The organism is Streptomyces sp. NPDC096310, assembly GCF_044763125.1.
In the GTDB taxonomy this organism is placed as follows: Bacteria; Actinomycetota; Actinomycetes; order Streptomycetales; family Streptomycetaceae; genus Streptomyces.
Genome location: NZ_JBIWFO010000004.1, coordinates 417579 through 433841, shown reverse-complemented (window position 1 = coordinate 433841; position 16263 = coordinate 417579). Strand labels below are relative to the sequence as shown.

General features: G+C 73.9%; 9 protein-coding genes. 6 read left to right on the top strand and 3 right to left on the bottom strand.

The annotated features are described in order from the left end of the window. Window positions 1–132 precede the first annotated feature (132 nt). Window positions 133–1752 carry an alpha/beta hydrolase gene (locus ACIQ7D_RS12890; protein WP_403936715.1) on the bottom strand — a complete coding sequence of 540 codons (1620 nt, stop codon included), beginning with the start codon at window positions 1750–1752 and terminating at the stop codon, window positions 133–135. Between the two features lie 150 nt (window positions 1753–1902). Next, window positions 1903–4971 carry a lysylphosphatidylglycerol synthase domain-containing protein gene (locus ACIQ7D_RS12885; protein WP_403936713.1) on the bottom strand — a complete coding sequence of 1023 codons (3069 nt, stop codon included), beginning with the start codon at window positions 4969–4971 and terminating at the stop codon, window positions 1903–1905. 173 nt (window positions 4972–5144) lie between these two features. Between ACIQ7D_RS12885 and ACIQ7D_RS12880 the strand changes: the two genes are divergently transcribed. From ACIQ7D_RS12880 to nudC, 6 genes are all read left to right on the top strand, one after another. Beyond that, window positions 5145–5576, top strand: coding sequence for an MGMT family protein (locus ACIQ7D_RS12880; RefSeq protein ID WP_403936711.1), 432 nt, complete (start codon window positions 5145–5147; stop codon window positions 5574–5576). Then, window positions 5573–5818, top strand: a complete 246-nt coding sequence (locus ACIQ7D_RS12875) for a hypothetical protein (RefSeq protein WP_403936709.1) — start codon at window positions 5573–5575, stop codon at window positions 5816–5818. Before ACIQ7D_RS12880 ends, ACIQ7D_RS12875 begins: the two co-directional genes overlap by 4 nt. Window positions 5819–5929: 111 nt before the next feature. Beyond that, the gene (locus ACIQ7D_RS12870; protein ID WP_403936707.1) at window positions 5930–9457 is read left to right on the top strand and encodes a UvrD-helicase domain-containing protein; all 3528 of its coding nucleotides are present in this window, start codon (window positions 5930–5932) and stop codon (window positions 9455–9457) included. A gap of 44 nt (window positions 9458–9501) precedes the next feature. Beyond that, complete coding sequence (locus ACIQ7D_RS12865) at window positions 9502–13368, top strand: UvrD-helicase domain-containing protein (protein ID WP_403936705.1); 3867 nt, start codon at window positions 9502–9504, stop codon at window positions 13366–13368. A 10-nt stretch (window positions 13369–13378) separates the two neighbouring features. Continuing rightward, window positions 13379–14773, top strand: coding sequence for a dipeptidase (locus ACIQ7D_RS12860; protein WP_403936704.1), 1395 nt, complete (start codon window positions 13379–13381; stop codon window positions 14771–14773). A gap of 111 nt (window positions 14774–14884) precedes the next feature. Next, a complete protein-coding gene (nudC, locus tag ACIQ7D_RS12855; RefSeq protein WP_403936702.1) occupies window positions 14885–15829 on the top strand; it encodes an NAD(+) diphosphatase in 945 nt (314 codons plus the stop codon). 78 nt (window positions 15830–15907) lie between these two features. Here nudC and ACIQ7D_RS12850 read toward each other — a convergent pair whose 3' ends face one another. Further along, window positions 15908–16150 carry a mycoredoxin gene (locus ACIQ7D_RS12850; RefSeq protein WP_403936700.1) on the bottom strand — a complete coding sequence of 81 codons (243 nt, stop codon included), beginning with the start codon at window positions 16148–16150 and terminating at the stop codon, window positions 15908–15910. Window positions 16151–16263 lie beyond the last annotated feature (113 nt).

Sequence of the window (16263 nt, the reverse complement as noted above, 5' to 3'; positions counted from 1 at the left end):
GGTGGGCAAACCAGGCCGGCGCGGGACCCCCCGTACAACTGGCAACCAACCCTTTGTCGGGGGGCGGGGGGGGGGGGGGCCCCCCCCCCCCCGGGGGGCCCCCGGCCCCTCGGCACCGTCCTTCCCGGCCGCCTACTTGCAGACGGTGCCCGCCGCCGGCACCTTCCCGTTCAGCAGATAGCCGTTCACCGCGTTCTGCACGCACCGGTCGCCGCTGTCGTACGAGCCGTGCCCCTGCCCGTGGTACGTCAGCTCCACCCCGACGCCCTTGCCCAGCGCCGTCGCCATCGCCTTGGCGCCCGCGTACGGCGTCGCCGGGTCACCGGTGTTGCCGACGACCAGGATCGGCGCCGAGCCGGGCGCGCTCACGTCCGGCGTACGCCACTGCCCTTTCACCGGCCAGCCGGCGCAGCTCATCAGTCCCCAGCCCAGATAGTCCCCGAAGACGGGCGACGCCTTGCGGAACGACGGAAGCTTCGCCTTGGTCTGCGCCAGGGTGTAGCGCTCCTTGGAGTCCGCGCAGTTGACGGCCACATTGGCCGCCTGGAGGTTGCTGTACTGGCCGTTCTGGTCGCGGCCGTTCAACGAGTCGGAGAGCGCGAGCAGCAGCGCGCCGTTCCCGCCGTCCGCCTCGTCCAGCCCCTGCTCCAGGTAGGGCCAGAAGTCCTTCGAGTAGAGCGCCTGCGCGATGCCGTTGGTGGCCTGGGTCTCCGTCAGCTTCCGGGGGCCGATGCCCGTGATGGGCTTCTTCCCGATCCGGTCGAGCAGGCCGGTGATGAACGACTGGATCTCCTGCGGTGTGGAGCCGGGCAGCCGGCAGGCGGCGCCGCGCGCCAGACAGTCCTTCTCGAAGTTGTCGAGGGCGAGCTGGAACCCCTTGGCCTGGCCGATCGAGCCCTGCTCGGAGTTCTGCGTCGGGTCGACGACGGCGTCGAAGACCGCCCGGCCGACGGACTTGGGATACAAATGGGCGTAGACTCCGCCCAGTTCGGTGCCGTACGAGATCCCGAAGTAGTACAGCTTCTTGTCCCCGAGGACCTGCCGCATCAGCTCCAGGTCGCGCGCGGCGCTGGTCGTACCGACGTACGGGAGGATCCGGCCGGAGTTCTTCTCGCAGGCCGCCGCGAAGTCCGCGATCCCCTTCGTGAAGGTCTTCTCCTGGGCGGCCGTGGTGGGCGTCGAGTCCTGGGCGAAGTACGCGTCGAGCTGCTTGGCGTTCTCGCACCGGACGCCGTCGCTGAGGCCGACCCCGCGCGGGTCGAAGCTCACCAGGTCGTAACGGGAGCGCAGCTTCTCGTAGTCCTTGGCGAAGGACGGCAGCCCGGTGATGCCGGAACCGCCCGGCCCGCCGAAGTTGAAGATGAGCGAGCCGATCCGGTGCTTGGTGTCCCGCGCCTTGGCGCGGATGAGGGCCAGGTCGATCGTGGGGCCGCCCGGTTTCGCGTAGTCGAGCGGTGCCTTCATCGTGGCGCACTGCCACGTGGTGCCGCCGGGCAGCGGCGAGGGCGCCGTACCGCCGCCCTCGGAGGCCGCCGGGGCCGGGCACGCCTTCCACGTCAGATGCTGGGTGGCCAGGTCGCCGCCGGGGCTGCTCGTGGCCCGGGCGTTCCCGCCGGCCGGGGTCCCGAGGGCGGCGTCCGAGGAGTCCCCCCGGTCGGAGCCCGCGCTGCCGGAGCATCCGGAGGCAGCCAGCAGGGCGACGGCGGTGACGGCGGCCAGGGCCGCGGAGTGCCGGACGGAGGAAAGTGGCATGGCCCCATGGTGCGCCGGGTGGGCCCGCCCCGCGCGGGGCCGCGGTCCATGCGGGTGGCGGGGCGCGCGGGGCGCGGTTGACCACGGGCGGCGGTGCGCGCGGGACGACGGCGGCGGGGGCTCCGTGAAGTCCGTGAAGTCCCCGCCGTCCTACAGGGCGCCCTTGCGCGTGAGGTGGCTGAAGCTCAGCCAGCCCGGGAGCACCGGCAGCCAGAGCGTCAGCAGCCGGAACAGCAGCACCGCGGGAGCCGCCACCTCCTTGGGCAGACCGACCGCGATCAGACCCAGCGTCAGCGCGCCCTCGACAGCGCCGACCCCGCCCGGTGTGGGCGCCGCCGAGCCCAGCGCGTTGCCCGCCAGGAAGACCACCGCGATGCTCGCGTAGCTGAGCTGCTGGTTGCCGTTGTCGAACGCCCGGATCGAGGCGTCCAGGCACATCACGAACACACCCGTCAGCAGCAGCATCCCGCCGATGCCGGTGAGCAGCTTCATCGGCCGCTGGAGCACGTCCAGCATGCGCGGCACCACCCCGGCGAACAGCGAGCGCAGCCGCGTCGCCACGAACTTCCGCAGGAACGGGATCGCGGTCACGACCAGGACGAGGACGGCGACCGTCAGCAGCCCCGCGATCACCGTCCTGGACGGGGTCAGCGACGCCGTCTTCTCCGTACCGGTGAGATAGCCGAAGGAGAGCAGCAGCAGGATGTGCGCCCCGAGCCCGAAGAGCTGGGACGCGCCGACGCTCGCCACCGCGAGCCCCGGCCGTACCCCTGCCCGCTGGAGGAAGCGGGTGTTCAGCGCCACCCCGCCGACCGCCGCGGGGGCGACGACCTTCACGAAGGACCCGGCGACCTGCGCGGCGACCGTACGCGCGAACGGCACCCGCTCCGGTACGAAACCGAGCAGGCTCATCGCCGCCGCGACATAGCTGAGCGCCGAGAACGCCAGCGCCGCGAGCACCCACCCCCAGTGCGCCTCGCTCACGACGGTGGAGAAATCGACCTGGGTGAGCTGTGTGAGCAGGAAGTACCCGGCGACGGCCCCGGCGATGAAGCTCAGCAGCGTCCGCGGCTTGATCCGCTCCAGACGGACCGGCTCGACCGGCGCCTGCGGTCTGATCAGCAGCACCTGCTGCCGCATCTGCGAGAGCAGATCCTCCTCGCGGGCCTCGTCCAGCGCGTCGTCTATGGCCCGCTTCTCCGCCTGCTTCTCGGCGCGCAGCGACTTCCGTACGGCCTTGCGGTCCGCTCCGCCCTCGACGGCGGCCGCCTCCGCCGCCTTGGCGCGCTTGTTCGTCTCGGAGGCGGCGAGCACCGCCTCACGCTCGCGCTGCGACCGCTCACGGGCGAGCCTGCGCAGCGTCGCGCGGGAGGAACGGCTCAGGGCGATCGGCTGGAGCAGCGGCAGACAGTCCGCGATCGCGTCAGGGCCGAGCACCTCGACCGCCGCGGCGACCGAGCGCTCCGCGCCCACGCGCAGCCCCATGGTGGTGAGCATCTGGGCGGTGTCCATCCGCAGCACCAGGTCGCCCGCCGCGATCTCACCGCCGCGCAGCTCGGTGAGGATCACCTGGCCGGAACGGTCCACCAGCAGGGCGTCCCCGGTGAGTCTGCGGTGCGCGATGCGCCGCGACTGGAGCGCCTTGACCTGCCGCCACGCCTCTCGTACCAGCTCGTCGGTGATCTCCTCGTCCGGCAGCGAGTCCAGCGACCGGCCGCCCAGGTGCTCGTACACGAGCATGACGGCGTCGGGACCCAGTTCGGAGGTGGCGATCAGCTTGGGCGCGTTGGCCCCGGCGGCGATGGCCGCGTACGCGAGCAGCGCCTCCTGTTCGAGGGCCTGACGCAGGGACGGGATAGATCTGCGGGTGGTGATGGAGCGCAGCGTGAGCTGGCGCCAGGCGCGGTAGAAGAAGCCTTGGGCCTGCTGCTCGCGGTCGACGACGGTGACGTCGAGGGGAGGGCCGTCCTCCAGGGTGACCAGATAGCGCCGGCCCCGGTCGCCCTGCTCGGAGGCGTCGGCGGCGTCCTCGGCGCGCATCGCGTTCACGGGGCGGAAGCCGACGTGGCGCAGGCCCGCCATCAGGGTCTGGCCGGTGGGCCGTACGTTGGGCGAACCGACCGCGTAGAGCGTGCCGTACGCGACGGTCCAGCCGATCAGCACGGTCAGGATGATCGAGAACGGTGTGGTGTACCCGGCGACCAGCATCGCGAACGCGTCGAGCAGCAGCACCACCCACAGGACCACCCGCCAGCGGGGTCTGCGGGCCATCCCCACGGCCGTCATGTAGGCGATGACGGGGGCGAGGTATCCGTGGACGGGGTCGGTGAGCCCGGCGCCGAGCTGGGGCCGTGTCAGGGCGTCCGTGATCGACTCGGGCGCGGCTCTGGCGACCCAGAGGTCGGTGGCGAGGGTGACGCCGTGCGCCAGTACGGCGGCGAGGACACCGTCCGCGATGCGCAGCCCGTCACGTTTGATCAGCCGCTCGATCGCGAACGCGACCGGGACGAGCAGCACGGCGATGCTGGAGACCAGGCCGGCCAGCTTGACGATCAGGTCGGGGGCCTGGCCCGTGCCCTTGCTGATGTCCTGTTCGAGGCCGGAGGTGGTGCCGTGGGCGAAGGCGGAGAGGCCGAGGACGAGGGCGATGGCCAGCACGCCGATGAGCAGCCGCAGCAGGTCGGAGGGGCGGTGCACGCGGGCGGCGAGCAGCGGCTCGTCGCCGGAGACCCGGTCGGCCCGGGTGGCGCCGGTGTCCCCCTCGCCGTCGCTGCCGGAGCCGGAGCCGGAGCGGGAGCCGGAGCCGGAGTCCGGGCCGGAGCGGGAGCCGGGTCCGGGGGCGGAGCCGGAGTCCGGGCCGGAGCGGGAGCCGGGTCCGGGGGCGGAGCCGGAGTCCGGGCCGGAGCGGGAGCCGGGTCCGGGGGCGGAGTGGGAGTCCGGGCCGGAGCGGGAGCCGGGTCCGGGGGCGGAGCCGGAGTCCGGGCCGGAGTGGGTGCCGGTGTCGGTGTCGCCGGCGGTGGGCGAGCCGCCGGGAGCGCCGTCCCCGCCCGCGCCGCCGGCACCGCTGCCGGGGAGCTCTCCGGCCTTGTCGTCCTGGCCGGTGGCAGGGGCTTGGCCCGGGCCGCCGTCCCTGCCGGTGTCCGGGCCGGACGACGGGGTTCCGTCGGCGTCCGGGCGCGGCTCAGCGCCGGAGGTGTTCGCCGTCGCCGGAGGCTGCACGGCCCCCTCCTCTGCCGAATCCGTCTCTTCTTGGTCTCGTATCACCAGTCACCGCCCGGATGATGGTGGCACGAGCATCCGACAGAGGGGGGCATCAGGGTGCATTGCGGGGGCATCCGGCGCGCGGTGCCAGGGCGCCGCGGATGTCGGTGGTGTGCGGCAGGATGGGCCGAATGAGGAGCAAGGAGCCAGAAGGAGCCCAGCCGCCCGACCTGCCCGACCCGCCTGACCTGCCAGGACCGTCCGAGCTGCCGGATTACGCGGAGCGGGTGCTGGATGTCGCCGACCTGATCCCGCCGGGCCGGGTCATGACGTACGGAGACGTCGCCGAATGGCTCGGCGACGGCGGACCGCGCCAGGTGGGCCGGGCCATGGCGCTCTACGGCTCCGCGGTGCCCTGGTGGCGGGTGGTCCGCTCCGACGGGGCACTGCTGCCGGGACACGAACTGCGCGCCCTGGCCCACTACCGCGAGGAGGGCACCCCGCTGCGTGCGGCCGCGCGGAGCGCCGAGGGCCATGTGCCGCGCCTGGACATGCGGCGGGCGCGGTGGGACGGCGAGGGCCTGGACCCGGGGCCGGACGCGGACGATATGGCTCACAGATGACAGCTTCCGCCATCGGGCCGTACGGCGTGCGGTCCCGCGACGGGACGACCCACCGTACGGATGACCCCCCGGCGTACGGCGGAGCGCCGCACGCCGGGGCGGGCGCGGCGGTGACGGCGACCGCGGCGGACACGGCGCCCGCGACGGACGCCGCATCGGCGGCGCCTGCGGACATCTCGCGAGCGGCGCCCGCGACGGACGCCACGCCGGACCGTACGCGTCCGGGGCGCCGGACGGCGTAGCGTCGACGGCACGCGCCTCCCGCGTTCCGTGCGTGCCACGCGCCCCCGGCGTTCCGCGCACGCAGGCCAGCCCCGTCACCACCAGCACCCCCTCCAGGACCGGCGAACCACGTGAGCTCCTCCTCTTCCACCGGACGTACCCCGCAGCGCCGGGCACGTCAGCGCCCCTCCGGCGCGTACCGGCTGCTGCGTACGCCGCCCGTGCCGGTGGATCCCCCTGTGCTGGACGCGGCGCAGCGTGCCGTGGTTGACCACCGGACGGGGCCGCTGCTGGTACTGGCGGGCCCCGGCACCGGCAAGACGACGACGCTGGTGGAGTCGGTGGCCGAGCGCGTCGCCCGGGGCGCCGACCCCGAGCGGATCCTGGTGCTCACCTTCAGCCGTAAGGCCGCGGTGGAGCTGCGCGACCGAACGGCGGTCCGGCTCGGCGGCGCCCGGGGCCCGCAGGCGACCACCTTCCACTCGTTCTGCTACGCCCTGATCCGCGCGCACCAGGAGGCCGAACTCTTCACGGAGCCGCTGCGGCTGCTCTCCGGGCCCGAGCAGGACGTCGCCGTACGGGACCTCCTCGCCGGCGAGATCGAACTGGCCCGCGACGGCCGGGGGCGGGTCCGCTGGCCCGACGAACTGCGCGCCTGTCTGACCACGCGCGGCTTCGCCGACGAGGTGCGCGCGGTGCTCGCCCGCAGCCGCGAACTGGGCCTCGGCCCGCACTCCCTGGCAGCCTTCGCCCGCCGGACGGGCCGCCCCGACTGGTCGGCCGCCGCGTCCTTCCTCGCCGAGTACCTGGACGTCCTCGACATGCAGGGGGTGCTCGACTACGCGGAACTGGTGCACCGCGCGGTCCTGCTCGCCCACCGCCCGGAGGTCGCGGAGAAACTGCGGGAGCGGTACGACGCGGTCTTCGTCGACGAGTACCAGGACACCGACCCGGCGCAGGTACGGCTGCTGCGCGCCCTGGCGGGCGACGGGCGCACGCTGGTCGCCTTCGGCGATCCTGACCAGTCGATCTACGCCTTCCGCGGTGCCGACGTGAATGGCATCCTCGACTTCCCGTACGCCTTTCCCCGTACCGACGGGACCCCCGCGCCGGTCGAGGTCCTGATCACCTCCCGCCGCTCCGGTGCGGGCCTCCTGGCGGCCACCCGGCTGCTGACGCGCCGTATGCCGCTGAACCGGCTGCCGGCCGAGCAGGTACGGGCCCACCGGGAGCTGTCGGCGGTACGGGAGGGCGGCCGGGTCGAGACGTACACCTTCCCGACCCCGTCGGCCGAGCTGGACAACATCGCCGACATCCTGCGCCGCGCGCATCTTGAGGACGGCGTGCCCTGGCACGACATGGCGGTCCTGGTCCGCGCGGGAGGCCGCACGATCCCCTCGATCCGCCGCGCCCTGACCTCGGCGGGCGTCCCCCTGGAGGTCGACGGCGACGATGTCCCCCTGCGCCACGAACCGGCGGTCGCCCCGCTGCTGACCGCGCTGCGGGCGGTGGCGGCGGCGTCGATCACACCACCGGGGGAGCCGACGGCGGAGCCCGCCCCCGAGACGCCCGCTCCGGAGGCGGCCGCCCCCGAGACGCCCGCTCCGGAGGCGGCCGTCCCCGAGACGCCCGCTCCGGAGGCGGCCGTCCCCGAGACGCCCGCTCCGGAGGCGGCCGCCCCCGAGGTGCCCGCTCCGGAGGAGGCCGTCCCCGAGGAGGCCGAATCCACCCCCCGTCCCGTGCCCGCCGCTGTCCCCGCGCCCACCGCCACTCCCACCGCCGCCACCTGGCTCGACGTCGAGACCGCGCTCACCCTCCTCACCTCGCCCCTCGGCGGCATGGACGCCGCCGATCTGCGCCGCCTCGGCCGCGCCCTGCGCGACGAGGAGCGGGTCGGCGGGAACCGGATCCCGGCCGCCTCCGACGTGCTGCTCGCCCGCGCGCTCGCCGAGCCCGAGCGGCTGGTGGCGCACGACCCCGCGTACGCCAGGGGCGCGCAGCGGCTCGGCGCGCTGCTGCGCAAGGCGCGCGAGCTGCTGGCCGGTGGCGGTACCGCCGAGGAGGCACTCTGGGAGCTGTGGGACGGCACGCCCTGGCCCGGACGGCTCGAACGCTCCGCCCTGCGCGGCGGCGCCGGCGGCCGTAACGCCGACCGGGATCTCGACGCCGTCTGCGCCCTGTTCGACGCTGCCGCCCGCGCCGAGGAGCGCACCGGCGGCCGGGGCGCGCTCAACTTCCTGGAGGAGCTGGACGCCCAGGACATCGCCGCCGACACGCTCAGCCGGCGCGCCGTACGCCCCGACGCCGTACGGCTGATGACCGCGCACCGCTCCAAGGGGCTCGAATGGGGCCTGGTGGTCGTCGCGGGCGTACAGGAGGGGCTCTGGCCCGACCTGCGGCGCCGCGGCTCCCTCCTGGAGGCCGACAGGATCGGCCGCGACGGGCTCGCGGAACCGCTCACTCCGGGCGCCCTGTTGACGGAGGAACGGCGCCTCTTCTACGTGGCGGCCACCCGCGCCCGCGAACGGCTCGTCGTCACCGCCGTCAAGGCCCCCGCCGACGACGGCGACCAGCCCTCCCGCTTCCTCCCCGAACTCGGCGTCGAACCCAGGGACGTCACAGGACGCCCGCGCCGCCCGCTCGCCGTCGCCGCCCTCGTCGCCGAACTGCGCGCCACCACCGTCGACCCGGCGGCCTCCCCGGGCCTGCGCGACGCCGCGGCCCGCCGCCTCGCCCGGCTCGCGGCCCTCAGCGACGAGGAGGGCCAGGCGCTCGTCCCCGCGGCCCACCCGCACCGCTGGTGGGGCCTGTACGAGCCGACCCGCAGCGCGGTCCCGCTGCGCGACCGGGAACAGCCCGTCGCGCTCTCCGGTAGCGCCCTGGACCAGTTGGCGAACACCTGCGCCCTCCAGTGGTTCCTGGGCCGCGAGGTGAAGGCGGACGCGCCCGCCACGGCCGCCCAGGGGTTCGGCAACGTCGTCCACGTACTCGCCGACGAGGTGGCCTCCGGCCGTACCCCCGCCGATCTCGCCGTCCTCATGGAACGCCTCGACTCCGTATGGGACGCCCTCGCCTTCGACGCGCCCTGGAAGTCGCAGCAGGAGAAGGAGCACGCGCGCGCGGCGCTCGAACGCTTTCTGCGCTGGCATGTCACGGACCGCGGCGGCCGCACCCCCGCCGCCACCGAGCACGGCTTCGACGTGACGCTGGAAGCGGGCGCCTACGAGGTACGGATCAGGGGCTCCATGGACCGCGTCGAACAGGACGCACAGGGGAGGGCCTATGTCGTCGACTTCAAGACCGGCAAACAGGCCCCTTCCAAGGACGAGGTCGCCCACCACCCCCAGCTCGCCGTCTACCAGCTCGCGGTCCGCGAGGGCGCCCTGGACGAGGTCTTCGACGGCCACCGCCCCGAACCGGGCGGCGCCGAACTCGTCCAGCTCCGCCAGCCCGCACCCAAAAAGGAGGGCGGCGACGCGCTCCCCAGGATCCAGGCGCAGGAACCCCTCACGGGGGAGTGGGTCGGCGAACTGCTCACCACGGCGGCCGGCCGCGTGCTCGACGAACGCTTCACCCCGACCACCGGCCAGCACTGCGGCCACTGCGCGTTCCGCGCCTCGTGCAGCGCCCAGCCGGAGGGCCGCCAGGTCGTGGAATGAGCCGCCGCCAGGCGGTGTCAGTGGTGCCGGATAGCCTTCCTGAGGTGTCCGTACATCTCACCGATCCCGAGCAGCTCAAGGAGCTGCTGGGCATCCCCTTCACCCCGGAGCAGATGGCCTGCGTCACCGCGCCGCCCGCCCCGCAGGTCATCGTGGCCGGAGCCGGGTCGGGGAAGACGACGGTGATGGCCGCCCGGGTGGTGTGGCTGGTCGGCAGCGGACAGGTCGCGCCCGAGCAGGTCCTCGGGCTCACGTTCACCAACAAGGCCGCGGGCGAGCTGGCCGAGCGCGTCCGCAAGGCGCTCGTCCGGGCCGGCGTCACCGACCCCGACGCGACCTTCCAGGCCCACCCCCCGACGACGGCGCGGAGCGCCGACCACTCCCACCCGTCACCCGGCCGCCACCCCTCATCGACGGCGCGGAGCGCCGACCACTCCGATCCGCCGGGTGAGCCGCGCATCTCCACGTACCACGCCTTCGCCGGCCGGCTGCTCACCGACCACGGGCTGCGCATCGGCCTGGAGCCCACCGCCCGGCTGCTCGCCGACGCCACCCGCTTCCAGCTCGCCGCCCGCGTCCTGCGGGAGGCGCCGGGCCCGTACCCCGCCCTGACCAAGACGCTCCCCGCCCTGGTCAGCGATCTGCTCGCCCTCGATGCCGAGCTGGCGGAGCATCTTGTCCCCCCGGGCCGGCTCGGCTCGTACGACACGGAGCTGCTGCGCACCCTCGACGGCGTGAAGCTCTCCAACGCCGACCTGCGCAAGGTCCCGGAGGCCGCCGTCGCCCGGCATGAACTGCTCGACCTCGTCGGCCGCTACCGCGCCGCCAAGCGCGCCCGCGACCTCCTCGACTTCGGTGACCAGATCGCCCTCTCCGCCGAACTCGCCACCACCCGCCCGGAGGTCGGTGCCCTGCTGAGGGACGAGTTCCGGGTGGTCCTCCTCGACGAGTACCAGGACACGTCCGTCGCCCAGCGGCTCCTGCTCTCCGGGCTCTTCGGCGGCGGCACCGGACACGCGGTGACCGCCGTCGGCGACCCCTGCCAGGCGATCTACGGCTGGCGTGGCGCCTCCGTGGCCAACCTCGACGACTTCCCCGCCCACTTCCCGTATGCCGACGGCACACCCGCCGCCCGCTTCTCCCTCAGCGAGAACCGCCGCAGCGGCGGCCGGCTCCTCGACCTCGCCAACGGCCTCGCGGAGCCCCTGCGCGCCATGCACGAAGGCGTCGAGGCGCTGCGCCCGGCCCCCGGCGCCGAACGCGACGGTTCCGTACGCTGCGCCCTGCTCCCGACGCACGCCGAGGAGATCGACTGGCTCGCCGACTCCATCGCCCACCTCGTCCGTACGGGCAAGGAACCCGGCGAGATCGCCGTGCTGTGCCGTACGGCGGGGGACTTCCCCGAGATCCAGGGCGCGCTGGTCGCCCGGGACGTCCCCGTCGAGGTCGTCGGCCTGTCGGGGCTCCTGCACCTCCCCGAGGTGGCCGACCTCGTCGCCATGTGCGAAGTCCTCCAGGACCCCGGCGCCAACGCCTCGCTCGTACGGCTCCTCACCGGCCCGCGCTGGCGCATCGGCCCGCGCGACCTGGCGCTGCTCGGCCGCCGGGCCCGGCTGCTCGTCCACCGCGGCCCGGCCGAGGGCGCCGAGGACGACACCGACGCCCGGCTGGCCGCGGCTGTCGAGGGCACGGACCCCGCCGAGGTGATCTCCCTCGCGGACGCCCTCGACACCTTCCTGGAGCCGGCCGGGGCCCCGGCGGACCACCTCCCCTTCTCCGCCGCCGCCCGCGTCCGCTTCGCCCGCCTCGCCACCGAACTGCGCGACCTGCGCCGCTCCCTGGCCGACCCCCTGATGGACGTGCTGCACCGCGTCCTGGCCACGACCGGCCTCGAAGTCGAACTCTCCGCGTCCCCGCACGCCCTGGCCGCCCGCCGCCGGGAGACCCTGAGCAACTTCCTCGACACGGCGGCCTCCTTCGCCGCGCTCGACGGGGAGGCCGGACTGCTTGCCTTCCTGGCGTTCCTCCGTACGGCCGCGCAGTACGAGAAGGGCCTGGACAACGCGCTCCCGGGCGGCGAGAACACCGTCAAGGTGCTCACCGCCCACAAGTCCAAGGGGCTGGAGTGGGATGTCGTCGCCGTTCCCGGGCTGGTCACCGGACAGTTCCCGAACACCAAGGCGCGCGAAGCCTGGACGGCCCAGCCCAAGGTCCTTCCGCACGCGCTGCGCGGGGACGCGCCGACGCTCCCCACGGTCGCCTCCTGGGACGCGAAGGGGATCAAGGCCTTCAAGGAGGACCTGAAGGCGCATCAGCACACCGAAGAGCTGCGCCTCGGCTACGTCACCTTCACCCGCCCGCGCTCCCTGCTGCTCGGCTCCGGCCACTGGTGGGGGCCCACCCAGAAGCGGACAAGAGGCCCGTCGGACTTCCTGCACGCCTTGTACGCGCACTGCGAGGCGGGGTACGGCGAGATCGAGGCCTGGGCGGACGAACCGGAGGAGACCGAGGAGAACCCGTCCCTCGCGGCGGAGACCACCCCGCACCCCTGGCCGCTTCCCCTGGACGCGGAGTCCCTGGCCCGCCGCCGGGAGGCCGCGGACACGGTCCTGGCCTATCTGGAGGAGCTGCGGAGCACCGAGCAGGCGACGGGAGGCGCGACCGGGGCGGCAGAGACCCCGGTGGAGCCGGTACGGGACGTCTCCGGGGCCCCGGACCTCTGGGACGACCTGGATGACCTGGGTCACCTGGACGACCTGCCTCCCTCGGACGAGGCCGACGCCCCCGAGGGCTCGGGCGGCCCGGACGCTTCGGGCGGCCCGGGCGGCCCGGACTTCTGGGACGACCCCTTCGACCCCGACGCCCCCGGCCACGACCTGTCCGACTGGGACACCTGGGACACCTGGGACACCGCGAACACCGGGGGCCCCCAGGACCACCAGGCCAACCAGGACGACCGAGACGCCCGGGACCACCGTGGACCTCAGGACACCAGGGGACCTCAGGAACACCCGGCGCCCGCCACCACCTCCGTGCCGCCCGTGCCGTCCGTCCCGGCGCCCCGGCGCCCGGTCGCGGAGGGCCCGACCCCCGAGGAGGCCCGTACCCTCGCCTCCTGGGACCGCGACCTCGACGCTCTCGCCGGTGAACTCGCCCGCGCCCGCGCCACCGTCCGCGACGTCCCCGTACCGCCGTCGCTCTCCGCCTCCCAGCTTCTGCGCCTCGCCGCCGACCCCGACGCGTTCGCCCACGAATTGGCCCGGCCCATGCCCCGGCCCCCGCAGCCCGCCGCGCGCCGGGGCACCCGGTTCCACGCCTGGGTGGAGTCGCGGTTCGAGGAGCTGCCGCTCCCGATGCTCGGCCCCGACGAGCTGCCCGGGGGGTATGAGGACGAGCCGGAGATCGCGGACGAACGCGACCTCGCCGCCCTCAAGGAGGCCTTCGAGCGCACCCCGTACGCCCGGCGCACGCCGTACCGCGTGGAGGAGCCGTTCCAGCTCACCCTCGCGGGCCGGGTGATCCGCGGCCGTATCGACGCCGTCTACCGCACCCCCGCGACCGGCACCGGCACCGGCACCGGCACCGGCACCGGGACGCACCCGTACACGTACGAGATCGTCGACTGGAAGACCGGCCGTACCCGCACCGCCGACCCTCTCCAGCTCGCCGTCTACCGCCTCGCGTGGGCCGAGCAGCACGGTCTGCCGCCCGAGGCGGTGACGGTCACGTTCCTCTACGTACGGACCGGGGAGGTCGTCCGCCTCGGCCGCCTCCCCGGCCGACCCGAGCTGGAACGGCTCCTCACCGCGGACGACCCTGACGACATGGAAGGCGGTGGCGGCGATCCCGGCGCACCCACGGACGGGCGCTCTCCGCGACAGGCAGACGAGACAGCCCGCCGGGCCCGTTAGGCTCGATGTCATGAGCGACACCCCGGACAGCGTCGTCCGTACGTACATCCAGACCCACCGCGCCGCCTTCCTCGACGACCTCGCCGACTGGCTGCGCATCCCCTCCGTATCCGCCCAGCCCGACCACGACGCTGACGTGCGGCGCAGTGCCGACTGGCTCGCCGCCAAACTCAAGGAGACCGGCTTCCCGGTCGCCGAGATCTGGGACACACCGGGCGCCCCCGCCGTCTTCGCCGAGTGGCCCTCCGCGGACCGGGACGCCCCGACAGTGCTGGTCTACGGCCACCACGACGTCCAGCCCGCCGCTCGCGAGGACGGCTGGCACACCGATCCCTTCGAGCCGGTCGTACGGGACGGCAGGATGTACGGGCGGGGCGCCGCCGACGACAAGGGCCAGGTGTTCTTCCACACACTCGGCGTGCGCGCCCACCTCGCCGCCACCGGCCGCACCACCCCGGCCGTCCATCTGAAGCTGCTGATCGAGGGCGAGGAGGAGTCGGGCTCCCCGCACTTCCGCGCCCTCACCGAGCGGCACGCCGCACGCCTCGCCGCCGACGTGGTGATCGTCTCGGACACCGGCATGTGGTCCGAGGACACCCCGACCGTCTGCACCGGCATGCGCGGCCTCGCCGACTGCGAGATCGAGCTGTACGGCCCTGACCAGGACATCCACTCCGGCTCCTTCGGGGGCGCCGTCCCCAACCCGGCCACCGTCGCCGCCCGCCTCGTCGCGGCGCTGCACGACGCGGACGAACGCGTCACGGTCCCCGGCTTCTACGACGGCGTCGCCGCGCTCAGCGACGCCGAGCGCGCCCTCATCGCGGAGCTGCCCTTCGACGAGACGGAGTGGCTGCGCACGGCCGCCTCCCACGGCACCCTCGGCGAGGCCGGCTACTCCACCCTGGAGCGCGTCTGGGCCCGCCCCACCGCGGAGGTCAACGGCATCGGCGGCGGCTACCAGGGCCCCGGCGGCAAGACGATCATCCCGTCCTCCGCCCATCTCAAGCTCTCGTTCCGGCTGGTCGCCGGGCAGGACCCGGACCAGGTGGAGCGGTCCGTGAGAACCTGGGCCGAGGCGCGGATCCCCGCCGGGATCCGGCACAAGATCAGTTTCGGCGCGGCCACCCGGCCCTGTCTGACCCCGCTGGACCACCCCGCGCTCCAGTCGGTCGTCCGCGCCATGACCCGGGCCTTCGGACAGAAGGTCCGCTTCACCCGCGAGGGCGGCTCGGGACCGGCGGCCGACCTCCAGGACGTGCTGGGCGCGCCCGTACTGTTCCTGGGTATCTCCGTTCCGTCCGACGGCTGGCACGCGCCCGACGAGAAGGTCGAGATCGATCTGCTCCTCAAAGGTGTGGAGACCACCGCCTACTTGTGGGGCGACCTCGCCGCCACCCCGCGCTGACCCCCGCCCCCGCCCGTACGCCCCACCACCCACCGACCCCCGCACCCGCCGCCCCACCGACCACTCCGCTGACCAGACACCCACATCACCCCGGGGGAGTAGAAAGAACCTGTGAGCACCATCAGCAGTGACGCCACCGCACACCAGCCCATCGGCCTGACCGCGCACAGCGGCATCGACCGCGCGGCGCACCACCGCCTCGACGAGGCGTGGCTTGCGGCGGCCTGGAGCCACCCGACGACCAGGGTCTTCGTGGTGTCCGGCGGTCAGGTGCTGGTCGACGACGCCCCCGACGGGCGGACCGAACTGGTCATGACCCCGTCCTTCGAGGCACCCCTCACCGAGACCCACCGCTACTTCCTCGGCACGGACGAGGACGGCGTGCGCTACTTCGCGCTCCAGAAGGACTCGCTCCCCGGCCGGATGGACCAGTCGGCGCGGCCCGCGGGGCTGCGCGAGGCCGGTCTCCTGCTCTCCGCGCGCGACGCGGGGCTGATGGTGCACGCCGTGGCGCTGGAGAACTGGCAGCGGCTGCACCGCTTCTGCTCCCGTTGCGGCGAGCGTACGGTGATCGCCGCGGCCGGCCACATCCGGCGCTGCCAGGCGTGCGGCGCCGAGCACTACCCGCGTACGGACCCCGCGGTGATCATGCTGGTCACGGACGAGGAGGACCGGGCGCTGCTGGGACGCCAGGTGCACTGGCCCGAGGGCCGCTTCTCCACCCTCGCGGGCTTTGTCGAGCCCGGTGAGTCGATCGAGCAGTCGGTGGCCCGTGAGGTCTTCGAGGAGGCGGGCGTCACGGTCGGCGAGGTCGAGTACATCGCCAGCCAGCCCTGGCCCTTCCCGTCGAGCCTGATGCTGGGCTTCATGGCCCGCGCCACCTCGTCGGAGATCACGGTGGACGGCGAGGAGATCGAGGAGGCGCGCTGGTTCTCCCGAGAGGACCTGCGGACCGCCATCGAGACGGGCGAGATCCTGCCCCCGCTGGGGATCTCGATCGCCGCGCGGCTGGTGGAACTCTGGTACGGCAAGCCGCTCCCGAAGCCGCTGAACTGAGCCGACGACGAAACCCCCGCCGGACCGGGTCCGACGGGGGTGACGTGGGTTTCGCCGCGGCTCCCGCGGGAGCGGGTGTCAGACGCCGACCTTCTGCTTGACCTGCGCCAGCGACGGGTTCGTCAGCGTGGAACCGTCGGGGAAGAGCACCGTCGGGACGGTCTGGTTGCCGCCGTTCGCCTTCTCGACGAACGCCGCCGACTCCGGGTCGTGCTCGATGTTGATCTCCGTGTACGTGATGCCCTCGCGGTCCATCTGGCCCTTGAGCCGACGGCAGTATCCGCACCACGTGGTGCTGTACATCGTCACAGTGCCCGGCATGGTCTCGCACTCCTCTTGTCTCGCTGGATGCGTCGTCCGTCGTACCGGTACGTCGCCCGCAGACTTCTGAACGTAACGGACCCGGCGACCATTCCCGTGCCCGCCCCATGGCC

What these genes read in the sequence shown, in the direction of transcription:
- ACIQ7D_RS12890 (WP_403936715.1), bottom strand. Translation starts at nt 1,752, where the DNA reads ATGCCACTTTCCTCCGTCCGGCACTCCGCGGCCCTGGCCGCCGTCACC.
- ACIQ7D_RS12880 (WP_403936711.1), top strand. Translation starts at nt 5,145, where the DNA reads ATGAGGAGCAAGGAGCCAGAAGGAGCCCAGCCGCCCGACCTGCCCGAC.
- ACIQ7D_RS12875 (WP_403936709.1), top strand. Translation starts at nt 5,573, where the DNA reads ATGACAGCTTCCGCCATCGGGCCGTACGGCGTGCGGTCCCGCGACGGG.
- ACIQ7D_RS12860 (WP_403936704.1), top strand. Translation starts at nt 13,379, where the DNA reads ATGAGCGACACCCCGGACAGCGTCGTCCGTACGTACATCCAGACCCAC.
- ACIQ7D_RS12850 (WP_403936700.1), bottom strand. Translation starts at nt 16,150, where the DNA reads ATGCCGGGCACTGTGACGATGTACAGCACCACGTGGTGCGGATACTGC.